Raw genomic sequence first — 21877 nt, 5'->3', positions numbered from 1 at the left:
ATTTAGGCCTTTTGTTTGGCTGTTGCCAAAGGCGTATCAACTTTGTTAACTAAACCTGATTGAAACGGAAATACTTTTTGATTAAACCCATAAGGTTTTAAAACCTTATGGGTTTGCAAAAAGATTGAAGTGTAAAGCAGGGCTAAAGTTTCCATAAATGAAATCCTTACATTTTCCTGAAAAAAGGCCGTAAATAATATGCTTTTAGGTTTGACTTTCCACTCAATAATATTAGATTTGCACAAAAAAAATTGATACATGAGCGTTTTAGTAAATAAAGATTCTAAGGTTATCGTTCAGGGTTTTACCGGAAACGAAGGGACTTACCACGCAGAACAGATGTTAGCGTATGGTACAAACGTAGTTGGTGGTGTAACGCCTGGCAAAGGTGGGCAATTACATTTAGATAAGCCTGTTTTTAATACTGTTAAAGATGCTGTTGATAAAACAGGAGCTAATGTATCGATCATTTTCGTTCCACCGGCTTTTGCTGCTGATGCGATTATGGAAGCTGCTGAAGGTGGTATTAAGGTAATTGTTTGTATTACTGAAGGTATTCCAACTAAAGATATGATTCAGGTTAAAGAATATATCTCTGACCGTGATGTAACTTTAATTGGCCCGAACTGCCCAGGTATTATTACTGCTGATGAGGCTAAAATTGGTATTATGCCAGGTTTTATCTTCAAAAAAGGTAATGTTGGTGTGGTTTCTAAATCAGGGACTTTAACTTATGAAGCCGTAGATCAGGTTGTTAAAGCTGGTTTAGGTATTACAACTGCAATCGGCATCGGTGGTGATCCAATTATTGGTACACCAACTGTTGAAGCGGTTAAATTATTAATGAACGATCCTGAAACTCACGGTATCATCATGATTGGTGAAATTGGTGGTGGAATGGAAGCTGAAGCTGCCCGTTGGATTAAAGAACATGGTACTAAACCTGTTGTTGGTTTCATCGCTGGTCAAACTGCGCCTCCGGGACGTAGAATGGGCCACGCAGGTGCAATTGTAGGTGGTGCTGATGATACTGCTGCGGCTAAAATGAAAATTATGGCTGAGTGCGGTATCCGCGTTGTGGAAAGCCCAGCTGAAATTGGTGCTGCTATGGCAGAAGAATTAGCAAAGTAAGATTTTAAAATTTACATAAATGAAAGCGTTTCGATTAAGTTCGGAACGCTTTTTTTTGTTTGTGGCTACGGAAACATAACGCTATATTTTTCTTGCCACGGAAACACAGAGAGAACGGAAAAAAGGGGAGGAATTTTGAGATTTTGATTAGATTAGTTTAAAATTTTCTATATGGATTATCAAATAAGACAAGATAATCTTCCCTATAAAAATGATACGGATTTAATTATTAATGCAGCAATCGGAGTTCATAAAGATCTGGGCTGTGGTTTCTTAGAAATTGTTTACAAAGATGCGTTATGTATTGAATTTGAAAGTAGAGGATGCTTCTTCGAAAGAGAAAGGTATAATCCTGTCTTCTATAGAGATGTTCTGCTCCCACATAGTTTTTATGCAGATTTTATAATTTTTGATGCTATAATACTAGAAGTCAAATCTAAAAGTGGAATCGCTAACGAAGATCTGGCGCAAACAATAAATTATTTAAAATGCTCAGAATGCAAAGTTGGTTTGGTTTTAAACTTCGGTAAACCAACTTTAGAAATTCGACGTGTTATTCTATAAATCAAATTCCGTGTCTTCTGGTTTCCGTGGCAACTTATTTTGCTAAATGCAAAGTGGATTTTGTTTTAAACTTCAGGGTAATTCGACATTGTAAATCAAACTTGTTATTCTATAAATCAAATTCCTGGTCTTCTGTGTTTCCGTGGCAATACTACTCCCAATTATCATTTCTCTGTAAACACTAATCCAAACCATTAAACCGGCAAACCAAAATCAAATCTACACCGTATATTGTTATATGAAAACGATGTTAAATAAACTATTTTTGATTTCGGCTGTTGTTTTAACTGCAGGGCTTTCGGCTTGTGCACAAAAACAAGCTAAAGAGCCTGTAAAACAAGCGGCTGCTACTGAAAAAATATCACCAAAGAATAAGATGAACTGGAATCCGTTAACACCCGAAGAAGAAAGAGTAATTGTGCATAAGGGCACTGAATATCCTGGTACAGGAAAATATGAGCATACAACTGATAAAGGAACTTATACCTGTAAACGTTGTAACGCCGCTTTATACCGCTCAGAAAGTAAGTTTGATGCACACTGTGGCTGGCCAGCTTTCGATGATGAAATTAAGGGCGCTGTAAAACGTATTCCTGATGCAGATGGTTCGCGTACAGAGATTGTTTGTGCTAATTGCGGAGCACATTTAGGACACGTATTTTTAGGAGAAGGATTTACCAATAAAGACACCCGTCACTGTGTGAATTCAATCTCCATGAATTTCGTGCCGGATAAAAAATAAGGTAGATTTAGTTGGGTTAGGTAGAGGCGTACAGCAGTAGTTGTACGCCTTTTTTGTATGCTCAGCTCTAATTTGTCGTTAAAAAACGTACTTGTTTTACCCTGTTGATTTGGTGTTTTTAATCATCAGACTTCATGCTTTGGACCATCGACTTTTCCACAATTTATTGATTATAAACTAAATGCTTATATTTGCAGGCTCGATAAAGAAATTTTGCCTATGAAATATTTTCTGTTATTAAGTTTTTGTTTCCTGTTTTTACAAGGTAAAGCACAAAATACTGATTCAACAAATGAAGCAGACAGCGTAAAAAAAACAGTTCTTGCAACTTATTATCACAGAAAATTCGAAGGCCGCAGAACCACCAGCGGCGCAAAATACAGAGCGAAAAAATTAACAGCAGCACATCGAACCTTACCCTTCGGAACAATGGTTACGGTAACTAATCCGGCAAACGGTAAGTCGGTAGTGGTTAAGGTAAACGATAGAGGTCCATTTTCAAAAAAACTAGCAATTGATTTATCGGAAAGCGCTGCAAAACAAATCGGAATCTACCGTAAGGGCATCGCTCGCGTTAATTTAAGTTACACAGTAGAGTAGTATTAATTAGGTAGATTTTTAGGCTTATTTTTCTCTTCAATTTAAGTTATTAACACTCTTTTTTGTTCGCTAAGCGCTTTAAATTAAATGATTAGCTTTTTTTTCGCTTGAAAATGATATTTAGCTGATGGTTTTCTCCACCACTTTCAAGGCAGTGTTAACAACTTTGGTTCACTAAAAACAGCCCCGGTATATATATTTGTTATAACAAAGTTCTTTAACTTCTTGCGCCAGAAAACAAATATAAAAGCTTAGTTTTTAGTAATTTATACGTACATCTCTCTGATTGTTAATTTAAATTTTCCTAACTAAAAACTCAGTTGTTTGTCTGTAGCCGGGGTTAGCACTTTCACAATAAGAGTTTTGATAAAAGACATTTCAATCATCATATAAAATTGATGGATGCGTGGTTTTGTCGGCTCTATTTAAAATGAAGTAAAAAAATATCAGCGTATGGAACAGGAATTATTACTACAAGAAAACAAGGACAGATTCGTGCTTTTACCCATTAAATATCCAAAAATATGGGAGATGTATAAAAAGACTGAAGCTAGTTTCTGGACTGCAGAAGAAATCGACCTTTCTGATGACCAGAAACACTGGGATAACCTGAATGATGGAGAAAGACATTTTATCTCTCACATTCTTGCTTTTTTCTCTGCCAGTGATGGTATTGTGAATGAAAATCTAGCTGTTAACTTCATGAGTGAAGTGCAGTTGCCAGAAGCACGTTGTTTTTATGGATTTCAGATTATGATGGAAAATATCCATGCTGAAACTTATGCCTTATTAATTGATACTTATATTAAAGATCCGGAAGAAAAAGACCGTTTGTTCCATGCTATTGATACTGTTCCGGCAGTAAAAAGAAAAGCTGAATGGGCTTTACGATGGATTGATAACGGAACTTTTGCTGAGCGTTTAGTTGCTTTTGCCGCGGTTGAAGGTATTTTCTTCAGCGGAAGTTTCTGCTCGATCTTTTGGTTAAAGAAACGTGGTTTAATGCCAGGTTTAACATTCAGTAATGAATTAATTTCAAGAGATGAAGGTTCTCACTGCGAATTCGCCTGCTTATTATACAGTATGTTAAGCAATAAATTAAGCGAAGAGCAAGTACATTCAATCATCAGCGATGCTGTAGAGATTGAAAAAGAATTTGTTACTGATGCCTTACCAGTTGCCCTGATTGGTATGAATGCAAAATTAATGAGCCAGTATATCGAATTTGTTGCTGACAGATGGTTACAGGAGTTAGGCTATAAAAAAATCTATAATGCAACCAACCCATTCGATTTCATGGAAATGATTTCGTTGCAGGGTAAAACGAATTTCTTCGAGAAACGTGTAGGCGATTATCAAAAAAGTGGTGTATTAACCGCTGCTGATAATAAAGCGCAGGCGTTTTCACTTGATGAAGATTTTTAGGAAAGTTTAAAGTAAAAAGACTAAAGCAGAAAGCTCAAGTTTTTGATACTTAATACTCACTACTTGATACTAAAAAAACAAAATTATAAATGTGATTAGCAAGTCTTGATACTTGATACTCATTACTAGATACTAAAATTAAATCTCATAAATTATGTTCGTACTAAAAAGAGATGGCCGCAGAGAAGCGGTACAATTTGACAAAATCACGGCTCGTATTCAAAAACTATGCTATGGTTTAAATGCAGACCTTGTAGACCCTATCGATGTTGCCAAGAAGGTAATTGAAGGTTTATATGATGGTGTAACTACTTCGGAGTTAGATAACCTTGCCGCAGAAACCGCTGCATCGTTAACTACAAAACACCCTGATTATGCCTTGTTAGCTTCACGTATCGCGGTATCTAACTTGCATAAAAACACTACAAAATCATTCTCGGGTACGATGAAAATGTTGTACGAATATTTCGACCCGAAAGCGCAGAAAGCAGCCCCGCTTATCGCTGATGATGTTTATGAGATTATTGAAAAAAATGCAGAAATTTTAGATAGCTCTATTATTTACGACCGCGATTTTGGTTTCGATTATTTCGGTTTTAAAACTTTAGAGAAATCTTACCTTTTAAAAGTTAATAATAAGATTGTTGAGCGTCCTCAGCATCTATTTATGCGTGTTTCTGTTGGTATCCACAAAGAAGATATCGAAAGTGCAATCAAAACGTATAACTTAATGAGTGAGCGTTGGTTTACACATGCTACACCAACATTATTCAATGCGGCTACACCAAAACCTCAAATGTCATCATGCTTCTTGTTAACCATGCAGGATGATAGCATTGAAGGTATTTATGATACTTTAAAACAAACCGCTAAAATTTCACAAAGTGCTGGTGGTATTGGTTTAAGCATTCACAACATCCGTGCAACGGGTTCTTATATTGGTGGTACAAACGGTACAAGTAACGGTATTATTCCAATGTTACGTGTATTTAACGATACTGCCCGTTATGTAGACCAGGGCGGAGGTAAACGTAAAGGTGCTTTCGCTATTTATTTAGAGCCTTGGCATGCAGATGTTTTTGAGTTCTTAGATTTACGTAAAAACCACGGTAAAGAAGAAATGCGTGCCCGCGATTTATTCTATGCCCTTTGGATAAACGATTTGTTTATGCAACGTGTTAAAGATAACGGTGACTGGACATTATTCTGCCCGCACGAAGCACCAGGTTTAGCAGATTGTTTCGGTAAGGAATTCGAAGATTTATATACTAAATATGAAGCTGAAGGACGTGGCCGTAAAACAATCAAAGCACAGGAACTTTGGTTTGCAATTTTAGATTCGCAGATTGAAACCGGTACACCATACATGTTGTTTAAAGATGCAGCGAACAGCAAATCGAACCAACAGAATTTAGGTACAATTAAGTCTTCTAACTTATGTACCGAGATTATCGAGTACACCTCTAAAGATGAAGTTGCCGTTTGTAATTTAGCATCGTTAGCTTTACCTCGTTTTGTAATCAATGGTGCTTTCGACCACCAAAAACTATATGATGTTACTTATCAGGCTACTTTAAACCTGAATAAAATCATCGACCACAACTATTACCCTGTTCAGGAAGCAGAAAACTCAAACATGCGTCACCGTCCGGTTGGATTAGGTGTACAAGGTTTAGCTGATGCTTTTATTTTAATGCGTTTACCATTTGAAAGTGACGAGGCAAAACGCTTAAATAAAGATATCTTCGAAACAATTTACTTTGCTTCGATGACTGCATCACATGATTTAGCAGTTAAACATGGTGCTTATGAAACTTTCAAAGGTTCGCCATTATCGAAAGGTAAATTCCAGTTCGATTTATGGAATGTAACACCAGACAGCGGTCGTTGGGATTGGAATGCCTTACGTAAAAAAGTAGTTAAAGATGGTGTATACAACTCATTATTAGTTGCGCCAATGCCTACAGCATCTACTTCACAAATCTTAGGTAACAATGAGTGTTTTGAGCCATATACTTCAAACATCTATACCCGTCGTGTATTAAGTGGCGAGTTTGTAGTGGTAAACAAACATTTATTGAAAGATTTAGTAGCCTTAGGCTTATGGAACAACGATATGAAAAACCAAATCATATTGGCTAACGGTTCAATCCAGGCTATTCCTGAAATTCCTGATTACATTAAGGAATTATACAAAACGGTTTGGGAGATCAAAATGCGTAACATCATCGATATGGCTGCCGACCGTGGCGCATACATTTGCCAGTCGCAATCGTTAAACTTGTTCGTAAATGCACCAAATACTTCAAAATTAACTTCAATGCATTTCTACGCATGGGAGAAAGGATTGAAAACCGGTATGTATTACTTACGTACACAGGCAGCATCGCAAGCAGTTAAATTTACAGTTGAAAACCAGGGTGGTAAAGCCATTGAAGCAGTTATTCCTGCTGAAATGACTCAAGATCAGGTTGCAGAAGAAATCATTGACGGACCAGTGTGTACAATGGAAGAAGGTTGCATTAGCTGTTCGGGATAAGCTGAACCCTTGCCATCATTGTGAGGGACGAAGCAATCTTAATACACTCGTCATGCTGAATTTATTTCAACATCTCAATAAAATGGACACTGAAACAAGTTCAGAGTGACGAATCTAATAATATCGTAAGGTTTTGGGCAAACACTCAAAACCTTATTTTTTATAATTGTTGTTTAAAATCTAATAGTTTATATAGTTGTAATGCTTAACCATCGTTCGCTCATCAAACCTATGAAAAGGAAGCCAATTCTGATATTGATTTTCATTTCTGTTATCGTACTTCTTTCGAATTGTAAAAAGCATGAAATAGAGGAGAATGGAGCTTTAGATTATCTCACTAAGCGAACCTGGAAAAGGGCAGCAGTAGATAAAAATCCAGGTTCAAATCCTTTGCTTAACATATACTTCTTGCCGTTAGAGTGCGAAAAAGATGATGTTTATTCTTTTTGTATAGATGGTACAATGAAAATTGATAATGGTACTGAAAAATGTGATGCTAAAGAAAATAAAATAGAAATGGGCTCTTACGATATCACGAAATCAGAAATTACCATTAAAGGCGTTAAGTATATTCTTACGGAGGTTTCTCCCCAGCAAATAAAATACGTTTCATTAGTTTCTTCTCAGGTGGGCTATTATTATGCTGTGATGTTATTGCAGTAGCGATTTCAAATTTTAGGCAATGTTAATGTAAGGTTTTGGGCAAACGCTAAAAACCTTATTTTTTGTCCTTATTTTTGTGTTAGTTCAATAGTTCATTAGTTTTTAATGCACCAAAAACCACTGAACTTATGACCACTGAACCAATGAACAATCAAAAACATAGCAAACACGAAATCATTCCCTGTGAAAGATGCGGAACGGCTATAGAATGCAAGGCAAATTCTTATACCAAGTGTCAGTGCAGCGTAGTGCAGCTGAGTATTAATGAAGTACAATATATTTCCGAACTGTACGATGGTTGTTTATGTGCAAAATGTCTTTTCGAATTGCAACAAGAGTATCGGGAAGAAATTGGGGTTTAAAATTTGTCGCTTGTCATGCTGAGCTTGTCGAAGCACGTCTAAGTTCTTTAAATAAAAACTTGAAAAGCAAGTTCTTGTGCTTTTGGGTTACTTTCAGTCCCGCCATTTGCTGCAATCTTTAAAAAACATCGTCTGTTGTGCTGAGGCATGCATCTGTTTCATCGGTTGCAGATTCCTCGTTCCTCGGAATGACAGATTATTTAGGGCTGGTACTTTTTTTAAAGGATTTTCACTACTGTCGGGTTTAAACAACAATTTTTGGTAATTCTTGGCAAGAAATAAACGCAACCTGCCCATTCTTTATTTATTGAAGGCTGCCTCAGCTGCCTGAAGATGTAAGAAATTCAATAGGCTTTAGCCAAAATCTATACAATTCTGCAGCTCTGAATAGCAGTAAAAGCCTATCCCTTTAAACGGGATAGGAGTGGCAGCCTCTTGCTATTGCCCTGAGTGTAGCCGAAGGGAAGCAAGAGCTATAACGGATAGCCCGACTAACAATAATCAGAACCAATGTCTTTGCTTTTCAAAAAACAATTACAAAATTATGCCGTTCTACTTTTAAACAAAATAGTAACTTTGACGAAAATTTTGAATGGGTGAATTTTAAGTGATTGAATGTTTTCTAACAAGCATGCTGTTATTCAATAAATCGGTCATTCTATCATTTCTATAAACATGAAGAAAGTAAACGTTGGCTTAGTGCAGATGAGCTGTACTAAAGATAAGCAGGAAAATTTAGATAAAGCAATTGTAAAGGTACGTGAGGCTGCTGCAAAGGGCGCTCAGATTGTTTGTTTACAGGAGCTTTTTACATCCTTATATTTTTGCGATGTTGAAGATTACGATAATTTTGATTTAGCCGAAGCTATTCCAGGTCCATCAACAGATGCCTTACAGCTTGTGGCGAAGGAATTGGGGGTTGTAATTATCGCCTCTTTATTTGAAAAACGTGCAGAGGGCTTATATCACAATACTACTGCAGTTTTAGATGCTGATGGTACTTACTTAGGTAAATACCGCAAAATGCACATTCCAGACGATCCCGCATTTTACGAGAAATTTTACTTCACTCCAGGGGATTTAGGCTACAAAGTTTTCGAAACGAAATTTGCGAAAATTGGCATCTTAATTTGCTGGGACCAGTGGTATCCTGAAGCTTCACGTATTACAGCTTTAATGGGTGCAGATATCATGTTCTATCCAACTGCAATAGGATGGGCAACAGATCAGGATGAAGAAACCAATAAAGACCAATATAATGCCTGGCAAACGATACAACGTTCGCACTCCGTTGCAAATGGCGTACCAGTAGTAAGCGTTAACCGTGTTGGTTTTGAACAGGATGGCGCCATGAAATTCTGGGGTGGCAGTTTCGCAACCAATGCACAGGGTAAATTGCTTTATTTAGCTTCGCACGATAAGGAGGAAACGGAAGTAGTTGAACTTGATTTAGACCAAAGCGATTTTATGCGTAAACACTGGCCATTTTTGAGGGATAGAAGAATAGATTCTTATCAGCCGATTACAAAAAGATATATTGATGGGGATTAGGCTGAAAGCTTAAAGACCAAAGTATAAAATTAGTTATCGTCATTGCGAGGCACGAAGCAATCTCTTTTTATTAATGGAGTAAGATTGCTTCGTGCCTCGCAATGACGGAGTACATATATGTTAGCATTAACAATAAAAAAATGTCAAATTTCCCTCCCAGAGAAGATTTAAATATCAATCAATTCGATTACGCTCCAAAGCAACAAGGTTACTCTTTTCCGGCTGAATGGGCAAAGCACGAGGCAACCTGGTTAAGCTGGCCGCATAAAGAAGCGAGCTGGCCCGGCAAAATAGAAGCTATTTATAAGCCTTATTGCGAGTTTATTAAAATTGTAGCTGAAGGTGAGAAAGTCCGGATTAATGTTCGTGACGAAGAGATGAAAGCTTTTGCTATTAATGAATTGACAAAAGTAGATGCAGATTTATCGCAGATTGAATTTTATTTCAACGAAACCAACGATGCCTGGTGCCGTGACCATGGGCCTGCCTTTGTACTAAAGGAAAATGAAAAGGCTGTGGTAGATTGGGGTTACAATGCCTGGGGTGGCAAATATCCGCCTTTTGATCTGGATGACGTTGTACCCACCAAAATTGCTAAACATTTTAATTTACCGTTATTTACACCTGATATTGTAATGGAAGGTGGTTCGGTAGAGTTTAATGGTGCGGGAACAATTTTAACAACCACGGCTTGCCTGCTTAACGAAAATAGAAATCCGCATTTAACCAAAGAGCAGATCGAAAAATACCTGCTTGAATATTACGGACAGGAACAAGTATTGTGGTTAGGCGACGGGATTGTTGGTGATGATACTGATGGGCATATTGATGATATCACCCGTTTTGTAAACGAAGACACTGTTTTAACGGTAGTAGAAAGTAATCCCCTGGATGAAAACTATGTATTGTTACAAGAGAACCTGGAAGCCTTAAAAGCGATGAAACTGAAAGATGGCCGGACCTTAAATATTGTGGAGTTGCCTATGCCTTTACCGGTAATTTACGATGACACCCGTTTACCAGCTTCTTACGCTAATTTTTACATTGCCAATTCGGCCGTAATTGTTCCGGTTTTTGATGATGTGAACGACCAAAAAGCTTTGGATATTATTCAGGGTTGTTTCCCTGACCGTAAGGTAGTAGGCATCAATTCGGTTGATATTATCTGGGGATTGGGAAGTTTTCATTGCTTAAGTCAGCAGGAGCCAGCTATTTAACTTATATCATCCTGAGCTTGTCGGTCTAAAATCCAATCAACAATTTAGCAATTAAACAATTTAACAATATCTTTGAAGGAGTTGTTAACTTTACAACATTAAACATTTCAACTTTACAACATTTCATAATGAAATTATTAGAAGGAAAAACAGCATTAGTTACAGGCGCATCAAAAGGAATTGGTCGTAAAATAGCTGAAAAATTTGCAGAGCAAGGTGCTAATGTGGCATTCACCTATTTATCATCAGTAGAAAAAGGAGAAGCTCTAGAGCAAGAATTACAAAGCTTTGGTACTAAGGTTAAAGGTTACCGTTCTGATGCTTCTAAATTTGACCAGGCAGAACAATTAATTAATGATATTGTTGCCGAGTTTGGTACGATTGATATTGTGGTAAATAATGCTGGTATTACTAAAGACGGACTGTTAATGCGCATGAGCGAAGAGAACTGGGATGATGTAATCAACATCAACTTAAAATCTATCTTTAATGTAACCAAAGCAGCATCTAAAGTAATGATGAAAGCCCGTAAAGGTGTTTTTATTAATATGAGTTCAGTTGTAGGTGTTCAAGGAAATGCTGGTCAGGCTAATTATGCAGCTTCAAAAGCCGGAATTATCGGTTTCACAAAATCTGTAGCTAAAGAATTAGGCTCGAGAAATATTCGTGCTAACGTGGTTGCACCAGGTTTTATTCGTACCGAAATGACCGACGTTTTAGATCCTGCTGTTGTTGCAGGCTGGGAGAAAGATATTCCATTGAAACGTGCAGGTGAAACAGAAGATATCGCGAATGTTTGCGTATTCTTAGCTTCGGATATGAGCGCTTACGTAACCGGACAAACGTTATCGGTTTGCGGTGGAATGCTGTAGAAAGTTAAGATGAAAGGTTGGAATGTTGCAATGTTTCGTTTTTAGCGCATTGCAATATTCCAAGCTTTAACATTCTTCCTTCTCAATGTTGCAACCATTCAAACTATCTCACAATATATTTTCCCTTAACTTCTTCAAAAGCCTGTTGTTTCTTATTTTTCTCGAAATCAAGATATCCAGTTTGTAAGGTTTTCCAGAAATTCAACTGAGCCGGATATTGAATCGCATATTTTTTCAGGTTCACATCCGTCATTTTAAAGGGATAGATATTGACTGGAATTTTATCCTGTCCATTATTCTTCGCTTCAACAGCCAACACATAAACTTCCTTAATCTTGTCATCTGTTAGCGGGATGCAACCAACCGTTACACAATTGCCATGTATGTAAATATCGCCACCTGTTTTTCTATCTGTTCCTGTTCTGGCATAATCAACAGAATTAGGATAGTTAACACCTAGTGAAAGATGAAAGCTGCTCATCGGGTTGAAAACATTGATATAATAAAAACCTTCGGGGGTTTGTCCGTCGCCCTCAATTACTTTTGGTCCCAAGGTACCCGAATGTGCACAAAAGTCGTATGTTCTGAATAGCGAATAGGTTTTTTCAGTTTTAGCCTTTAGCCAGATTTCTAATTTTCCTTCGGCCTTGTAAGCATTAATTAGCATCGAAAAGCTATCGCCATAGCCACCAGCTTTTACAAATTTTTCTAAGGTTTCCCATTTTTCGTCATAAGCTTTCGCCACCCTGTCGAATTTAATTTGTGTTGCTTTGAAATTATTTTGGGCATTTGCCATTATACTGATGGATAGTAGAAAGGTTAAAAAGATAAATTTCATAAAATTTGCTTTGTATAAAGCTAGTGATTTAATGTTTAGTTTGATATGGAAGCAAGGATTTGCATAGAACTAAAAAATATTTTTTCCGTGGATTCAACATACCGTGACAAAAAAAAGATGGTTCGCATAATTCTTGCCGCTCTTTGCGGTTAAACACAAAATTAGCATCTTTATAAAATATGAATGGCTTTTTTGATGGTACTTCGATATTATATTTTTTTGCCTGCCTTTCGTTAGGTGTCTTGTATGCCTGGGTGCTGTATCGTGGAAACAAAAATCTCGATAAAAAGTATCAATATGGTTTAGCTACAATCAGAATATTTGCCATTACCGCTATCGCCTGGCTAATTTTTGCCCCTCTAATTAAAACACTAAATTACACTTTAGATAAGCCGATAATTATCATCGGCCAGGACAATTCGCTTTCGGTAAATCAGGTCAAAGCTCCCGGTTTCGATGAGAAACTTTATGAACGAAATCTTAAGTCGCTACAGGATAAGTTATCAAGTAAGTATGAGGTAAAAGTTTATAATTTTGGCGATTCTGTTGCTGATGGTTTTGATTTTAGCAAACAGGGAAAATTAACAGATGGAACAGCTCTTTTTCAAAAAATAAGGGATGAATATACCAATAGGAATATCGGGGCAATTGTTCTTGCAACTGATGGAATTTTCAATAGGGGAGGAAATCCATTATACAGTATTAATCAGATTAATTCGCCCGTTTATACCGTAGCCTTAGGTGATAGCATACCAAAACGTGATGTTTTAATTTCGAATGTTAATTATAATAATATTGTTTACCTGGATGATGATTTTACTGTCGAAATTCAGGTACAGGCATTTCAGAGCGACAAAGAAAATACAACACTTACCGTTAACCAGAACGGTTCAAAAGTGCAACAGAAAAGCATTGCCATTTCCGGTAACGCTTTTATTAAAACGATTCCGTTAAAGTTACATGCAGGTAAAACTGGTGTTCAGAAATACACCGTACAATTAAGTACGCTTCAAAATGAAATTACCACGAGAAATAATTCACAAACTTTTTATGTTGAAGTAATTGATGGAAGACAAAAAGTGTTGCTGGCTTCAGCTGCAACGCATCCTGATTTGGGCGTTTTAAAAGATGCGATAGCATTAAACAAGCATTACGAAGCAAAGATTGCGCTGGCAGATGACTTAGCTGCTACTGACCCATCGAAATTTGATTTAATTGTTCTGTATCAGCTGCCTGATGCTCAAAGTATTTCAGCTCCATTTTTACAGCGATTAACGGCGATTAAAAAGCCCATCTGGTACATTTTGGGTGCGCAGAGTAATATAAGTGCCTTCAACCAAATTCAGAATCAGGTTAATCTAGCCTCTTCAAATACTTCTGTTCAGGAGGTTTATCCCGAGTTTGCGAATGGTTTTACAAATTTTAATTTATCCGAGGAAGACAAAAAACAATTCTACACTTTCGATCCTTTGCTTTCACCCTTTGGCAGGTTAAGCGTTAATGCAAGTGTAACACCGGTATTTAATCAGCGTATAGGCAAAATAAGTACGCAACAGCCATTACTTTTTTTTACAAATGAAAATGGTTTAAAAGCCGGTTATTTGATGGGCGAGGGTTTATGGCGCTGGCGATTATCAGAAGCTGAAAATGAAAACGAACAGTCGGCGTTAAATGATTTGGTGTCGAAAACAGTTCAGTATCTGGCTGTAAAAGATGATAAACGGCGATTTAAAATCTTTACTTCTAAAGCTGCGTACGATGAAAATGAATCCATTCAGTTTAACGGAACATTGTATAATGAAAGTTATCAGCCTGTAAATGAACCCGAAGTTAATCTGCAGGTGAAAAACGAGTTGGGAAAGATATTTAATTATGTTTTTTCTAAAACGGAAAATGCTTATCAGCTAGATGCTGGTGCAATGCCTGCCGGAAATTATACCTACAACGCCAGTACGTCGCTGGGCGGACAAAAATTTGCCGCATCGGGTAGTTTTTATGTGAATGCTTTAATTGCCGAATACCAGCAAACTACAGCCAACCATCAGTTATTAAACACCATTTCTAAACAAAGTAACGGGAAACGCTTTATGCCCGTAGATTTGCTGAAAATTGCGGACGAAATTCTTAAGAATGAAAATATAAAAACCATTAGCTATGAAGACCGGAAATATAACGAACTTATTAACCTGAAATGGTTATTCGGATTGATATTATTTTTGCTTACGTTAGAATGGTTTTTACGCAAGCGCAATGGAGAATTATAATATTTCTACTTCAGAAGTTATTGAGGTTCTAGGTACAATCGCCTTCGCTATATCCGGTACTTTTACTGCTATGCAGCGTAAGTTAGATCCATTTGGTGTATTAATTATCGCATTTGTAACCGCAATTGGTGGCGGTACGGTCAGGGATTTACTAATCGGAGACACACCCGTAGCGTGGATGAGGGATATGCAAACCTGTCTCATCATTTTATTTACAGCACTGATTACCATGTTTTTTAAAACACATGTGCAGAAAATGAAAATTACGCTTTTTCTGTTTGATAGTTTAGGCCTTGGTTTATTTACAATGGTTGGATTATTAAAAGGAATAACTTTCGGATTAAACCCAGGTATCTGCATCACTTTAGGTACAATTACGGGGTGTTTTGGCGGCATTATCAGAGATACCCTGCTCAATACTATTCCTTTGGTTTTTCGTAGGGAAATTTATGCTTCAGCCTGTATTTTAGGAGGATTGCTTTATTATTTGCTGATACAGATAAATGTTGAAAGCGTCGTCGCAAAGCTTGCAGTGGTGGCTTTTATTTTTGTAGTTAGAATTGTAGCCGTAAAGTTTAAGTTATCCTTACCTAAGTTTGAATACTAAGGGCAGCAATGTTCAAAAAAGTAAGAATCTTATAGTTTTCAATTCTGGTCTAGTCCTTTTTCTCTTCGCGAATAATAACAAAAACGTCTTCATTATTTTTTTTCATGAAGTATTTTTCGCGGGCAAACTTTTCAGCGGTATTTAAATTGGTGTTTAGTTCGTTTAAATCTTTCTTTACCTGAGTGGTTTCTTTTTCGAAATATTCTTTTTCTTCCTGTAATTTATTGGCCTGGCTGCGGTATTCGTATTGCGACATCATGTCATTTTTATCGAAAAACAACATCCAAACGGCAAAAGCAGCAGTTGCCAGGAAATATTTATTGCGGAAAAGGTCGATTAAACGTTTCATAAATTTTAGAAAATCGTCATTGCGAGGCACAAAGCAATCTATAGATGAGATTGCTTTGTGCCTCGCAATGACGTAAATGTATAAAAAAACATCCGAAGATTTAAAATCTCCGGATGTTCTGCAAATAAGTTTTTCAACTTTTTAACAATTCTTAGCCGTGGTTTTAACCAACGGTTTATTTCTTAGCGTATTTGAATTTAGAACCGATGAAACGAGCATTTTCACCTAATTCTTCTTCAATACGTAATAATTGGTTGTATTTTGCAATCCTGTCTGAACGTGAAGCTGAACCTGTTTTAATCTGTCCACAGTTTAATGCAACAGCTAAATCAGCAATGGTAACATCTTCAGTTTCACCAGAACGGTGACTCATTACAGAAGTATAACCACTGTTTTGAGCTAAAGTTACTGCATTAATTGTTTCAGTTAAAGAACCAATCTGGTTAACTTTTACTAAGATTGAATTTGCAGTATTTTCGTCGATACCACGTTGTAAGCGAGTTACGTTAGTTACAAATAAATCATCACCAACTAACTGTACACGGTCGCCAACTTTATCTGTTAAGCTTTTCCAGCCAGTCCAGTCGTTTTCGTCCATACCATCTTCAATAGAGATAATTGGATATTTAGCTGATAAATCTGCTAAGTATTGTGCTTGCTCTTCGCTTGAACGAATTACGCCTGTAGCACCTTCAAATTTAGTGTAATCGTATTTTCCGTCTTTGTAGAACTCAGATGAAGCACAATCTAAAGCTAAGCAAATTTGCGATCCTGGTTTGTAGCCTGCAGTTTCAATTGCTTTTAATACAGTTTCAATTGCATCTTCAGTACCATCGAAAGTAGGAGCAAAACCACCTTCATCACCTACAGCTGTAGATAAACCTCTATCGTGAAGGATTTTCTTTAAGCTATGGAAAACTTCAGTTCCCCAACGTAAAGCCTCAGAGAATGATGGTGCACCAACTGGCATAATCATAAACTCCTGGAATGCGATAGGTGCATCAGAGTGAGAACCACCGTTGATGATGTTCATCATTGGGATTGGTAAAGTGTTTGCATTAACACCACCAATGTAACGGTATAATGGTTGGCCAATTTCATCGGCAGCAGCTTTTGCCACAGCTAAAGAAACACCTAAAATAGCATTAGCACCTAAGTTACCTTTGTTTTCTGTGCCATCAAGTTCCAACATTAATTTATCAATTGCGTTTTGCTCAAAAACATCAATACCTCTTAAAGCCGAAGCAATTTTAGTATTTACATTTTCAACAGCTTTTAAAACGCCTTTACCTAAATATGTAGATTTATCTCCGTCGCGTAATTCAACTGCTTCATATTGACCAGTAGATGCACCACTTGGTACAGCTGCACGACCAAAAGCACCTGCTTCTGTTACTACTTCAACTTCTACTGTTGGATTTCCTCTCGAATCGAGGATTTGTCTTGCATGGACATTAACAATTATGCTCATTTCTATTTGATTTTTTGTTGATTTTTTAACCTGCTTAGTGTAAAAAGTACAATTACTAAGCGTAACATCAAAGTTAGTATTATTTTTAAATAAATAAAGCGTTTTTAAGCTTAATGTTATGATAACTATTTAGGTTAACCATGTCTTAATCTTGAATTAATATTGAGCAATATTGCTACTTTCAGCTGCTTGAAATCAAGATCATTGTGAACCATGGTTAAAATAATTTATAACTATCTTACCACTTTATATGGTAACTGTTTTTTTCGAAAGCCAAAAATCAATTCGTTAAAATATTCACCGTTCTTAAATATTGTACCTTTTAGTTCTGCCTCTAAAGTAAAGCCTACCTTTTTTAAAACCCGTTGTGATGGAAGGTTAACATGAGATGTCCGGGCAAAAATCCTTTCTAAATCAAACGTTTCGAAACCGTAATTGAGCATTTCTTTCACAGCTAAGGGAATAATGCCTTTGCCCCATAACGATTCAGAAATCCAATAGCCCATTTCCGCATTTTTAGCATAAATATCTGTCAGCGGGTGAACACCAATAGAACCGACAACCTCATCGTTAACAACAATTGCTTTAATTTGTAACGGTTCATGACTCGTAGCCAATTTAATAAAAGCTTCGCCGTCTTTTTTCAAGTAAGGAAAAGGAAATTTGTTCGTTAAGTTTTTGGCAATATTGAAGTTGTTTGCATTTTTTACAAGTGCATCGATATCGGTCGATTGGAAAGAGCGTAGGGTAAATTGCATTTCAACAAAGTACAAAATAATTGTAGTTTCCGAAATGTTAAATCTTTAATTTTTAGTTATTAATGTTAATTTTGATTTCCCTTTTTACATTTGATTGTATTACACATCTCATCAATTTATTCAGTTATTTATATGTTTCTAACAAGGTTTAAGAAGAGCATACAATCTGTTTTTTTTCTTGCAGTGTGCTTATTTTTGTGGGATTATGGGTTTGCACAACAAAAGACTGATTCTTTAAAGCATAAATCGGTAAAACAAATCGATGAAGCGCAAGTTCCGTTGCTGGTAAATAAAATTGAGACTTATAATTTTACCATCGACCGGAACAAGTTTCTTTTACAGCGAGGCTTCGATATTAAAAAAATACAAAAAGAACTGCCCGCGATAGAAAAGAAGGTTAAAGGCTTTAAATCGAGATTTGAGAAAAATGGCAGCCACATGAATTTACGTAGCTTAAACAGCGCCGTAATTATGCTTGCTGAAATAACCGATGATTTAACTGCTTATAAGAAAGTGTTAAGTGATTATTGTTCACAACTTAGCAAGAGCAGCAACGATTTAAAGAAAATTCTGGCCGATGCAAACCTTAAATCAGAAGTAGAAGATTCTACACTTAAAGCCCAGCTTAACGATGTTCTGGTGGAGGGAAATAAACTCTATCTCGCCCAAAAGAAAATCCTTACCAATATTAACCTGTTAAGCAGCCATATCTCGGTTAGTCTTTTACAAACAAAAAATCTTTCTTCGGATATGGTTTATTTATCCATTTCGAAGAAAATAGCCATGTGGTCGCAGGAAGAATCGCCATTATTTAAAGCTAAGCCAAGTGAGTACGAAAGTTCTTTTTTAGAGGTTATTTTAAAAGCATTTGAACGTTCGGGAAGAATTATTGTAATCTATCTTGGCGGAAAAATCGGCATTGTACTCCTCAGCCTTTTAATTTTTGGAATAATAACCTCGTGGATGATTTCAAATATGCGCCGGGTAAAAAAACTCGATGATTCAGAAAATATCCTGGCACAGGTTAAATTTATTAAAAAGAGTGTCATTGCTGCTTCTGCTTTAGCTTTTTTCACCTACGCACCATTTCTTTTTGGCAATCCGACAATGTCATTACTGCACACCTTAGAGCTTTGTCGTTTAATAGCCTTGTTTTTCTTGTTACCACCATATTTAACAAAATCAGCTAGAATATTGTGGCTGATTCTTTCAGGTTTATGGCTGTTTTATGCTATAGATGATGTTTTACTGGATTCGGCTTTTGGAGAACGCTGGGCCCTGTTTATCGCAGGTATTTTGTTGCTGGTTATATGCGTTAAGATTTTCAGGAATAAATCAAACTTGTTCATCAATATCGAACCTTCAGTTGCCACGAAAGCACTCATAGTTTTTACCATATTTCAGGTCTTATTATCTTTAATGTTTAACCTTACCGGGAGGTTATCATTAGCAAAAATATTCGGTGTAAGTGCTATTCAATGTTTAATGTTGGGTATAAGTTTAAAGGTTTTTTGCACGTTAATCTTAGAAGCTATTTACCTGCAAACAGAAGCCTATCAGGCGAGCAGGTTCTCTGATTTTATTAACTACAAAGAACTTCAGTATCGTTTACAGCGATATTTGTGGGTTATTGCTTCGATTGTTTTCTTTGTTTCTTTTGTCAGGAATATAACGTTGTACGATTTATTTACAACCATGTTATCACAGTTTTTTTATGAAACCCGAAGCATTGGTAGTTATAAATTCACTTTTGCCAGTATTGGGATATTTATTCTTATTATCTGGTTGTCATCCATTATTTCGAGTTTTATTAGTTTCTTTTTCGGGCACGAGAAGGCAGTTTCAGGCGGCAAAAGAAGTGGTTTAAATTCGATGATGCTTTTAATCAGGCTGGCAATATGGACTGTTGGTTTCTTAATTGCCGTAGCGGCGGCAGGCATTCCTATCGATAAACTTTCGATTATGCTTGGTGCTTTAGGGGTTGGTATTGGTTTTGGTTTGCAGAATATTGTTAATAATCTCGTTTCGGGTGTGATTATTGCCTTTGAGCGGCCTATTCAGATAGGTGACCAAATAGAAATCGGCTCCAAATCGGGTGTAGTAAAAGAAATTGGTGTCCGATCAAGTAAAATCCACAGCGCAGAGGGCTCAGATATTATTGTTCCTAACGGCGATTTACTATCGCAGCATTTGATAAACTGGACCATGCAGGATAGAAGTAAACGTGTTGAGTTTACGGTTGGCATACCTTATGAAACAGATATCGAATTTGCCCGAAAATTAATTGCCGACAAACTGGCTGCAAATGAAAAAGTACTTCCGCTTCCAAAACCGGTAATTATTGTTCAGGATTTTGGCGAATATACAATCGGCATCAGAACATTGCTTTGGGTTGCTGATTTATCGGTAGCAGGGGAGGTACGAACTGAAGCCATGATTGACGTTAAAAAGGTATTGAGCGAAGCAGGAATTAACCTTCAGGTAAGGCCGCTAAGCTAATCAAAAACACTATTTCAACTCATCTAAAACCCTGAACAGTTTTTTATTAATGCCACTGCCGCTGTAATTGTTAATGTTGATTACAATGATATATTTATTTCCGGCCGAGTCTGTATGATAACCTGCAAAAGCCGATACATCGTTGATGGTTCCGCTTTTAATTTTCATACCATTATACTCAGGCAGTGCTTTGTAAAAATCGGAAAACCAGTTTTCTTTCTGAGCCTGAAATAGTATGTTAGCCATAGCTGAAGTTGTAATCCTGTCGCCTGGAGAAAGCCCGCTTCCATCAATGATATTTAAAGCTGATCTATCAATACCCTTATCTGCCCAGAAATTAATTTCGGTTTCGGCACCTTTAGCTGTTGTTGCAGGTTTACCCGATTTTAGCGCAATAGTTTTTAATAGGGTTTCACCATAAAGATTGATGCTCTTTTTTAAAAACCAATAAGTGATTTCGCTTAAGGTTGGCGAGCTAATTATACTTATTTTTTGGCTTACTGCTGGAATAGCTTGTTTGTTTAAATCCATTATCCTTGCAGTTGTAGCTTGCCCACTTGCACTAATACCAAGTCTTTTCAGTGTATCCTGTAAGCGATATGCACAATCAAAGGCAGGGTCGGGGAGTGCTACTGATATACCTGGCTTACTGATACCCATTCCCCAGCTGCCGCGAAGATAGGCAACATTAGTGTATGGAGGTAGAAATGCATATGTTCTGTCGCCTGAACCCGGTGCTCCGGTTTTCAATTCATTTACAATTTGAATATATGGTGTTTCAGGAACTGTTTTAATAAGCCTAACTTCGTTATTAATACCAGAACCGGGGCGTAAATGAATATCAAATTGGTTTTCCCGCCATGCCAGACCTGATGTTCCTGCACCATAATAGTTGCCGATGTCTTGCCAAACCCAACCTTCAGGTGTTGTTTGTGTACCAAAAACGCGATCGTCGCCAATAATTGCACCTTCAATTTTTTTTATTCCTGCCGATTTTATTGCCGCAACCCATTGATTTAATACCACATCTTCCTTATTTTGATAACGCCACGAAGCTAAAGTAGGATCGCCGCTACCAACAATAATCAGATTGCCTTTTAAAGTACCATCAGCTGTAATATTGCCTGAATAAGCTAAAGTGGTTTGGAACTGAAAATCCTTTCCTAAAATACTGAACGCGGTTGCAGCAGTAATGGTTTTTAGTGTTGATGCTGTTGCCAGGCCAATCTGCTCGTTCTTCGCGAAAAGCGTCTTACCGCTATTTGCATCTAAAACGCATAGCGATGCAATAGCGTGTTTGGCCTGCTCATCGGCGAGTAAATTATTAAAGGCCTTCTCCAGGTTTTGAATTCTGTTTTGGGCAAAACTATTAATATAGAGGAAAGTTAGAAAAAGGCAGGTTTTAAAAAGCTTCATCTGGTAAAA

The 21877-nt window shown here is 37.0% G+C and carries 20 protein-coding genes; 14 read left to right on the top strand and 6 right to left on the bottom strand.

The window, feature by feature from the left end; genetic code table 11:
* Positions 1-2: 2 nt before the first annotated feature.
* Positions 3-260: a hypothetical protein gene (locus R2R71_RS10030; RefSeq protein ID WP_316831143.1), complete on the bottom strand. Its 258-nt coding sequence runs from the start codon at positions 258-260 to the stop codon at positions 3-5.
* Between R2R71_RS10030 and sucD the strand changes: the two genes are divergently transcribed.
* The 11 genes from sucD to fabG all read left to right on the top strand — a co-directional run bounded on the left by sucD (position 259) and on the right by fabG (position 11666).
* Entirely contained in the window at positions 259-1131 is an 873-nt protein-coding gene (gene sucD, locus R2R71_RS10025; protein WP_090771663.1) for a succinate--CoA ligase subunit alpha, read from the top strand. The genes R2R71_RS10030 and sucD overlap by 2 nt on opposite strands.
* A gap of 171 nt (positions 1132-1302) precedes the next feature.
* Positions 1303-1695: a GxxExxY protein gene (locus R2R71_RS10020; RefSeq protein WP_316831142.1), complete on the top strand. Its 393-nt coding sequence runs from the start codon at positions 1303-1305 to the stop codon at positions 1693-1695.
* A gap of 238 nt (positions 1696-1933) precedes the next feature.
* A complete protein-coding gene (locus R2R71_RS10015) occupies positions 1934-2437 on the top strand; it encodes a methionine-R-sulfoxide reductase (protein WP_316831141.1) in 504 nt (167 codons plus the stop codon).
* Between the two features lie 219 nt (positions 2438-2656).
* Positions 2657-3037, top strand: a complete 381-nt coding sequence (locus R2R71_RS10010; RefSeq protein WP_316831140.1) for a septal ring lytic transglycosylase RlpA family protein — start codon at positions 2657-2659, stop codon at positions 3035-3037.
* A gap of 453 nt (positions 3038-3490) precedes the next feature.
* On the top strand, positions 3491-4462 hold the full coding sequence (locus R2R71_RS10005) for a ribonucleoside-diphosphate reductase small subunit (RefSeq protein WP_316831139.1): 972 nt from the start codon (positions 3491-3493) through the stop codon (positions 4460-4462).
* A 154-nt stretch (positions 4463-4616) separates the two neighbouring features.
* Complete coding sequence (locus R2R71_RS10000) at positions 4617-7001, top strand: ribonucleoside-diphosphate reductase subunit alpha (protein ID WP_316831138.1); 2385 nt, start codon at positions 4617-4619, stop codon at positions 6999-7001.
* 231 nt (positions 7002-7232) lie between these two features.
* Positions 7233-7664: a hypothetical protein gene (locus tag R2R71_RS09995; protein WP_316831137.1), complete on the top strand. Its 432-nt coding sequence runs from the start codon at positions 7233-7235 to the stop codon at positions 7662-7664.
* A gap of 128 nt (positions 7665-7792) precedes the next feature.
* A complete protein-coding gene (locus tag R2R71_RS09990; protein WP_316831136.1) occupies positions 7793-8026 on the top strand; it encodes a cysteine-rich CWC family protein in 234 nt (77 codons plus the stop codon).
* A gap of 675 nt (positions 8027-8701) precedes the next feature.
* Positions 8702-9577 carry a carbon-nitrogen hydrolase gene (locus R2R71_RS09985; RefSeq protein WP_316831135.1) on the top strand — a complete coding sequence of 292 codons (876 nt, stop codon included), beginning with the start codon at positions 8702-8704 and terminating at the stop codon, positions 9575-9577.
* Positions 9578-9717: 140 nt separating this feature from the next.
* Positions 9718-10794 (top strand): agmatine deiminase family protein, encoded by a 1077-nt coding sequence (locus R2R71_RS09980; RefSeq protein WP_316831134.1) that lies wholly within the window; start codon positions 9718-9720, stop codon positions 10792-10794.
* 128 nt (positions 10795-10922) lie between these two features.
* On the top strand, positions 10923-11666 hold the full coding sequence (gene fabG, locus R2R71_RS09975) for a 3-oxoacyl-[acyl-carrier-protein] reductase (protein WP_316831133.1): 744 nt from the start codon (positions 10923-10925) through the stop codon (positions 11664-11666).
* A 103-nt stretch (positions 11667-11769) separates the two neighbouring features.
* On the opposite strand, the gene R2R71_RS09970 is transcribed toward fabG, so the two are convergent.
* Positions 11770-12504 carry a murein L,D-transpeptidase family protein gene (locus R2R71_RS09970; protein WP_316831132.1) on the bottom strand — a complete coding sequence of 245 codons (735 nt, stop codon included), beginning with the start codon at positions 12502-12504 and terminating at the stop codon, positions 11770-11772.
* A gap of 179 nt (positions 12505-12683) precedes the next feature.
* Here R2R71_RS09970 and R2R71_RS09965 point away from each other — a divergent pair, with 179 nt between their 5' ends.
* Both R2R71_RS09965 and R2R71_RS09960 read left to right on the top strand, forming a co-directional pair.
* Positions 12684-14768: a hypothetical protein gene (locus tag R2R71_RS09965; RefSeq protein ID WP_316831131.1), complete on the top strand. Its 2085-nt coding sequence runs from the start codon at positions 12684-12686 to the stop codon at positions 14766-14768.
* Positions 14755-15375, top strand: a complete 621-nt coding sequence (locus tag R2R71_RS09960) for a trimeric intracellular cation channel family protein (RefSeq protein ID WP_316831130.1) — start codon at positions 14755-14757, stop codon at positions 15373-15375. The genes R2R71_RS09965 and R2R71_RS09960 overlap by 14 nt, the downstream gene beginning before the upstream one ends.
* Positions 15376-15424: 49 nt before the next feature.
* Here R2R71_RS09960 and R2R71_RS09955 read toward each other — a convergent pair whose 3' ends face one another.
* The 3 genes from R2R71_RS09955 to R2R71_RS09945 all read right to left on the bottom strand — a co-directional run bounded on the left by R2R71_RS09955 (position 15425) and on the right by R2R71_RS09945 (position 17953).
* On the bottom strand, positions 15425-15724 hold the full coding sequence (locus R2R71_RS09955) for an FtsB family cell division protein (protein ID WP_316831129.1): 300 nt from the start codon (positions 15722-15724) through the stop codon (positions 15425-15427).
* A 175-nt stretch (positions 15725-15899) separates the two neighbouring features.
* Positions 15900-17195 carry a phosphopyruvate hydratase gene (eno, locus tag R2R71_RS09950; protein WP_316831128.1) on the bottom strand — a complete coding sequence of 432 codons (1296 nt, stop codon included), beginning with the start codon at positions 17193-17195 and terminating at the stop codon, positions 15900-15902.
* A gap of 233 nt (positions 17196-17428) precedes the next feature.
* Positions 17429-17953 carry a GNAT family protein gene (locus R2R71_RS09945; RefSeq protein WP_316831127.1) on the bottom strand — a complete coding sequence of 175 codons (525 nt, stop codon included), beginning with the start codon at positions 17951-17953 and terminating at the stop codon, positions 17429-17431.
* Positions 17954-18136: 183 nt separating this feature from the next.
* Between R2R71_RS09945 and R2R71_RS09940 the strand changes: the two genes are divergently transcribed.
* Positions 18137-20452, top strand: coding sequence for a mechanosensitive ion channel family protein (locus R2R71_RS09940; protein ID WP_316831126.1), 2316 nt, complete (start codon positions 18137-18139; stop codon positions 20450-20452).
* A 9-nt stretch (positions 20453-20461) separates the two neighbouring features.
* Here R2R71_RS09940 and dacB read toward each other — a convergent pair whose 3' ends face one another.
* Positions 20462-21868, bottom strand: a complete 1407-nt coding sequence (dacB, locus tag R2R71_RS09935) for a D-alanyl-D-alanine carboxypeptidase/D-alanyl-D-alanine-endopeptidase (RefSeq protein WP_316831125.1) — start codon at positions 21866-21868, stop codon at positions 20462-20464.
* Between the last annotated feature and the right edge of the window lie 9 nt (positions 21869-21877).

Source organism: Pedobacter aquatilis, assembly GCF_032678405.1.
Classification (GTDB): domain Bacteria; phylum Bacteroidota; class Bacteroidia; order Sphingobacteriales; family Sphingobacteriaceae; genus Pedobacter; species Pedobacter aquatilis_A.
The sequence above is the reverse complement of the archived record's forward strand: the minus strand, read 5'-3'. Positions and strand labels throughout refer to the sequence as shown.

What these genes read in the sequence shown, in the direction of transcription:
- R2R71_RS10005 (WP_316831139.1), top strand. Translation starts at nt 3,491, where the DNA reads ATGGAACAGGAATTATTACTACAAGAAAACAAGGACAGATTCGTGCTT.
- R2R71_RS09960 (WP_316831130.1), top strand. Translation starts at nt 14,755, where the DNA reads ATGGAGAATTATAATATTTCTACTTCAGAAGTTATTGAGGTTCTAGGT.
- R2R71_RS09970 (WP_316831132.1), bottom strand. Translation starts at nt 12,504, where the DNA reads ATGAAATTTATCTTTTTAACCTTTCTACTATCCATCAGTATAATGGCA.
- fabG (WP_316831133.1), top strand. Translation starts at nt 10,923, where the DNA reads ATGAAATTATTAGAAGGAAAAACAGCATTAGTTACAGGCGCATCAAAA.
- R2R71_RS09995 (WP_316831137.1), top strand. Translation starts at nt 7,233, where the DNA reads ATGAAAAGGAAGCCAATTCTGATATTGATTTTCATTTCTGTTATCGTA.
- R2R71_RS10000 (WP_316831138.1), top strand. Translation starts at nt 4,617, where the DNA reads ATGTTCGTACTAAAAAGAGATGGCCGCAGAGAAGCGGTACAATTTGAC.
- R2R71_RS09945 (WP_316831127.1), bottom strand. Translation starts at nt 17,953, where the DNA reads ATGCAATTTACCCTACGCTCTTTCCAATCGACCGATATCGATGCACTT.
- R2R71_RS09965 (WP_316831131.1), top strand. Translation starts at nt 12,684, where the DNA reads ATGAATGGCTTTTTTGATGGTACTTCGATATTATATTTTTTTGCCTGC.
- R2R71_RS09990 (WP_316831136.1), top strand. Translation starts at nt 7,793, where the DNA reads ATGACCACTGAACCAATGAACAATCAAAAACATAGCAAACACGAAATC.
- R2R71_RS10020 (WP_316831142.1), top strand. Translation starts at nt 1,303, where the DNA reads ATGGATTATCAAATAAGACAAGATAATCTTCCCTATAAAAATGATACG.
- R2R71_RS10015 (WP_316831141.1), top strand. Translation starts at nt 1,934, where the DNA reads ATGAAAACGATGTTAAATAAACTATTTTTGATTTCGGCTGTTGTTTTA.
- R2R71_RS10010 (WP_316831140.1), top strand. Translation starts at nt 2,657, where the DNA reads ATGAAATATTTTCTGTTATTAAGTTTTTGTTTCCTGTTTTTACAAGGT.
- R2R71_RS09955 (WP_316831129.1), bottom strand. Translation starts at nt 15,724, where the DNA reads ATGAAACGTTTAATCGACCTTTTCCGCAATAAATATTTCCTGGCAACT.
- sucD (WP_090771663.1), top strand. Translation starts at nt 259, where the DNA reads ATGAGCGTTTTAGTAAATAAAGATTCTAAGGTTATCGTTCAGGGTTTT.
- dacB (WP_316831125.1), bottom strand. Translation starts at nt 21,868, where the DNA reads ATGAAGCTTTTTAAAACCTGCCTTTTTCTAACTTTCCTCTATATTAAT.
- R2R71_RS09980 (WP_316831134.1), top strand. Translation starts at nt 9,718, where the DNA reads ATGTCAAATTTCCCTCCCAGAGAAGATTTAAATATCAATCAATTCGAT.
- R2R71_RS10030 (WP_316831143.1), bottom strand. Translation starts at nt 260, where the DNA reads ATGTATCAATTTTTTTTGTGCAAATCTAATATTATTGAGTGGAAAGTC.
- eno (WP_316831128.1), bottom strand. Translation starts at nt 17,195, where the DNA reads ATGAGCATAATTGTTAATGTCCATGCAAGACAAATCCTCGATTCGAGA.
- R2R71_RS09985 (WP_316831135.1), top strand. Translation starts at nt 8,702, where the DNA reads ATGAAGAAAGTAAACGTTGGCTTAGTGCAGATGAGCTGTACTAAAGAT.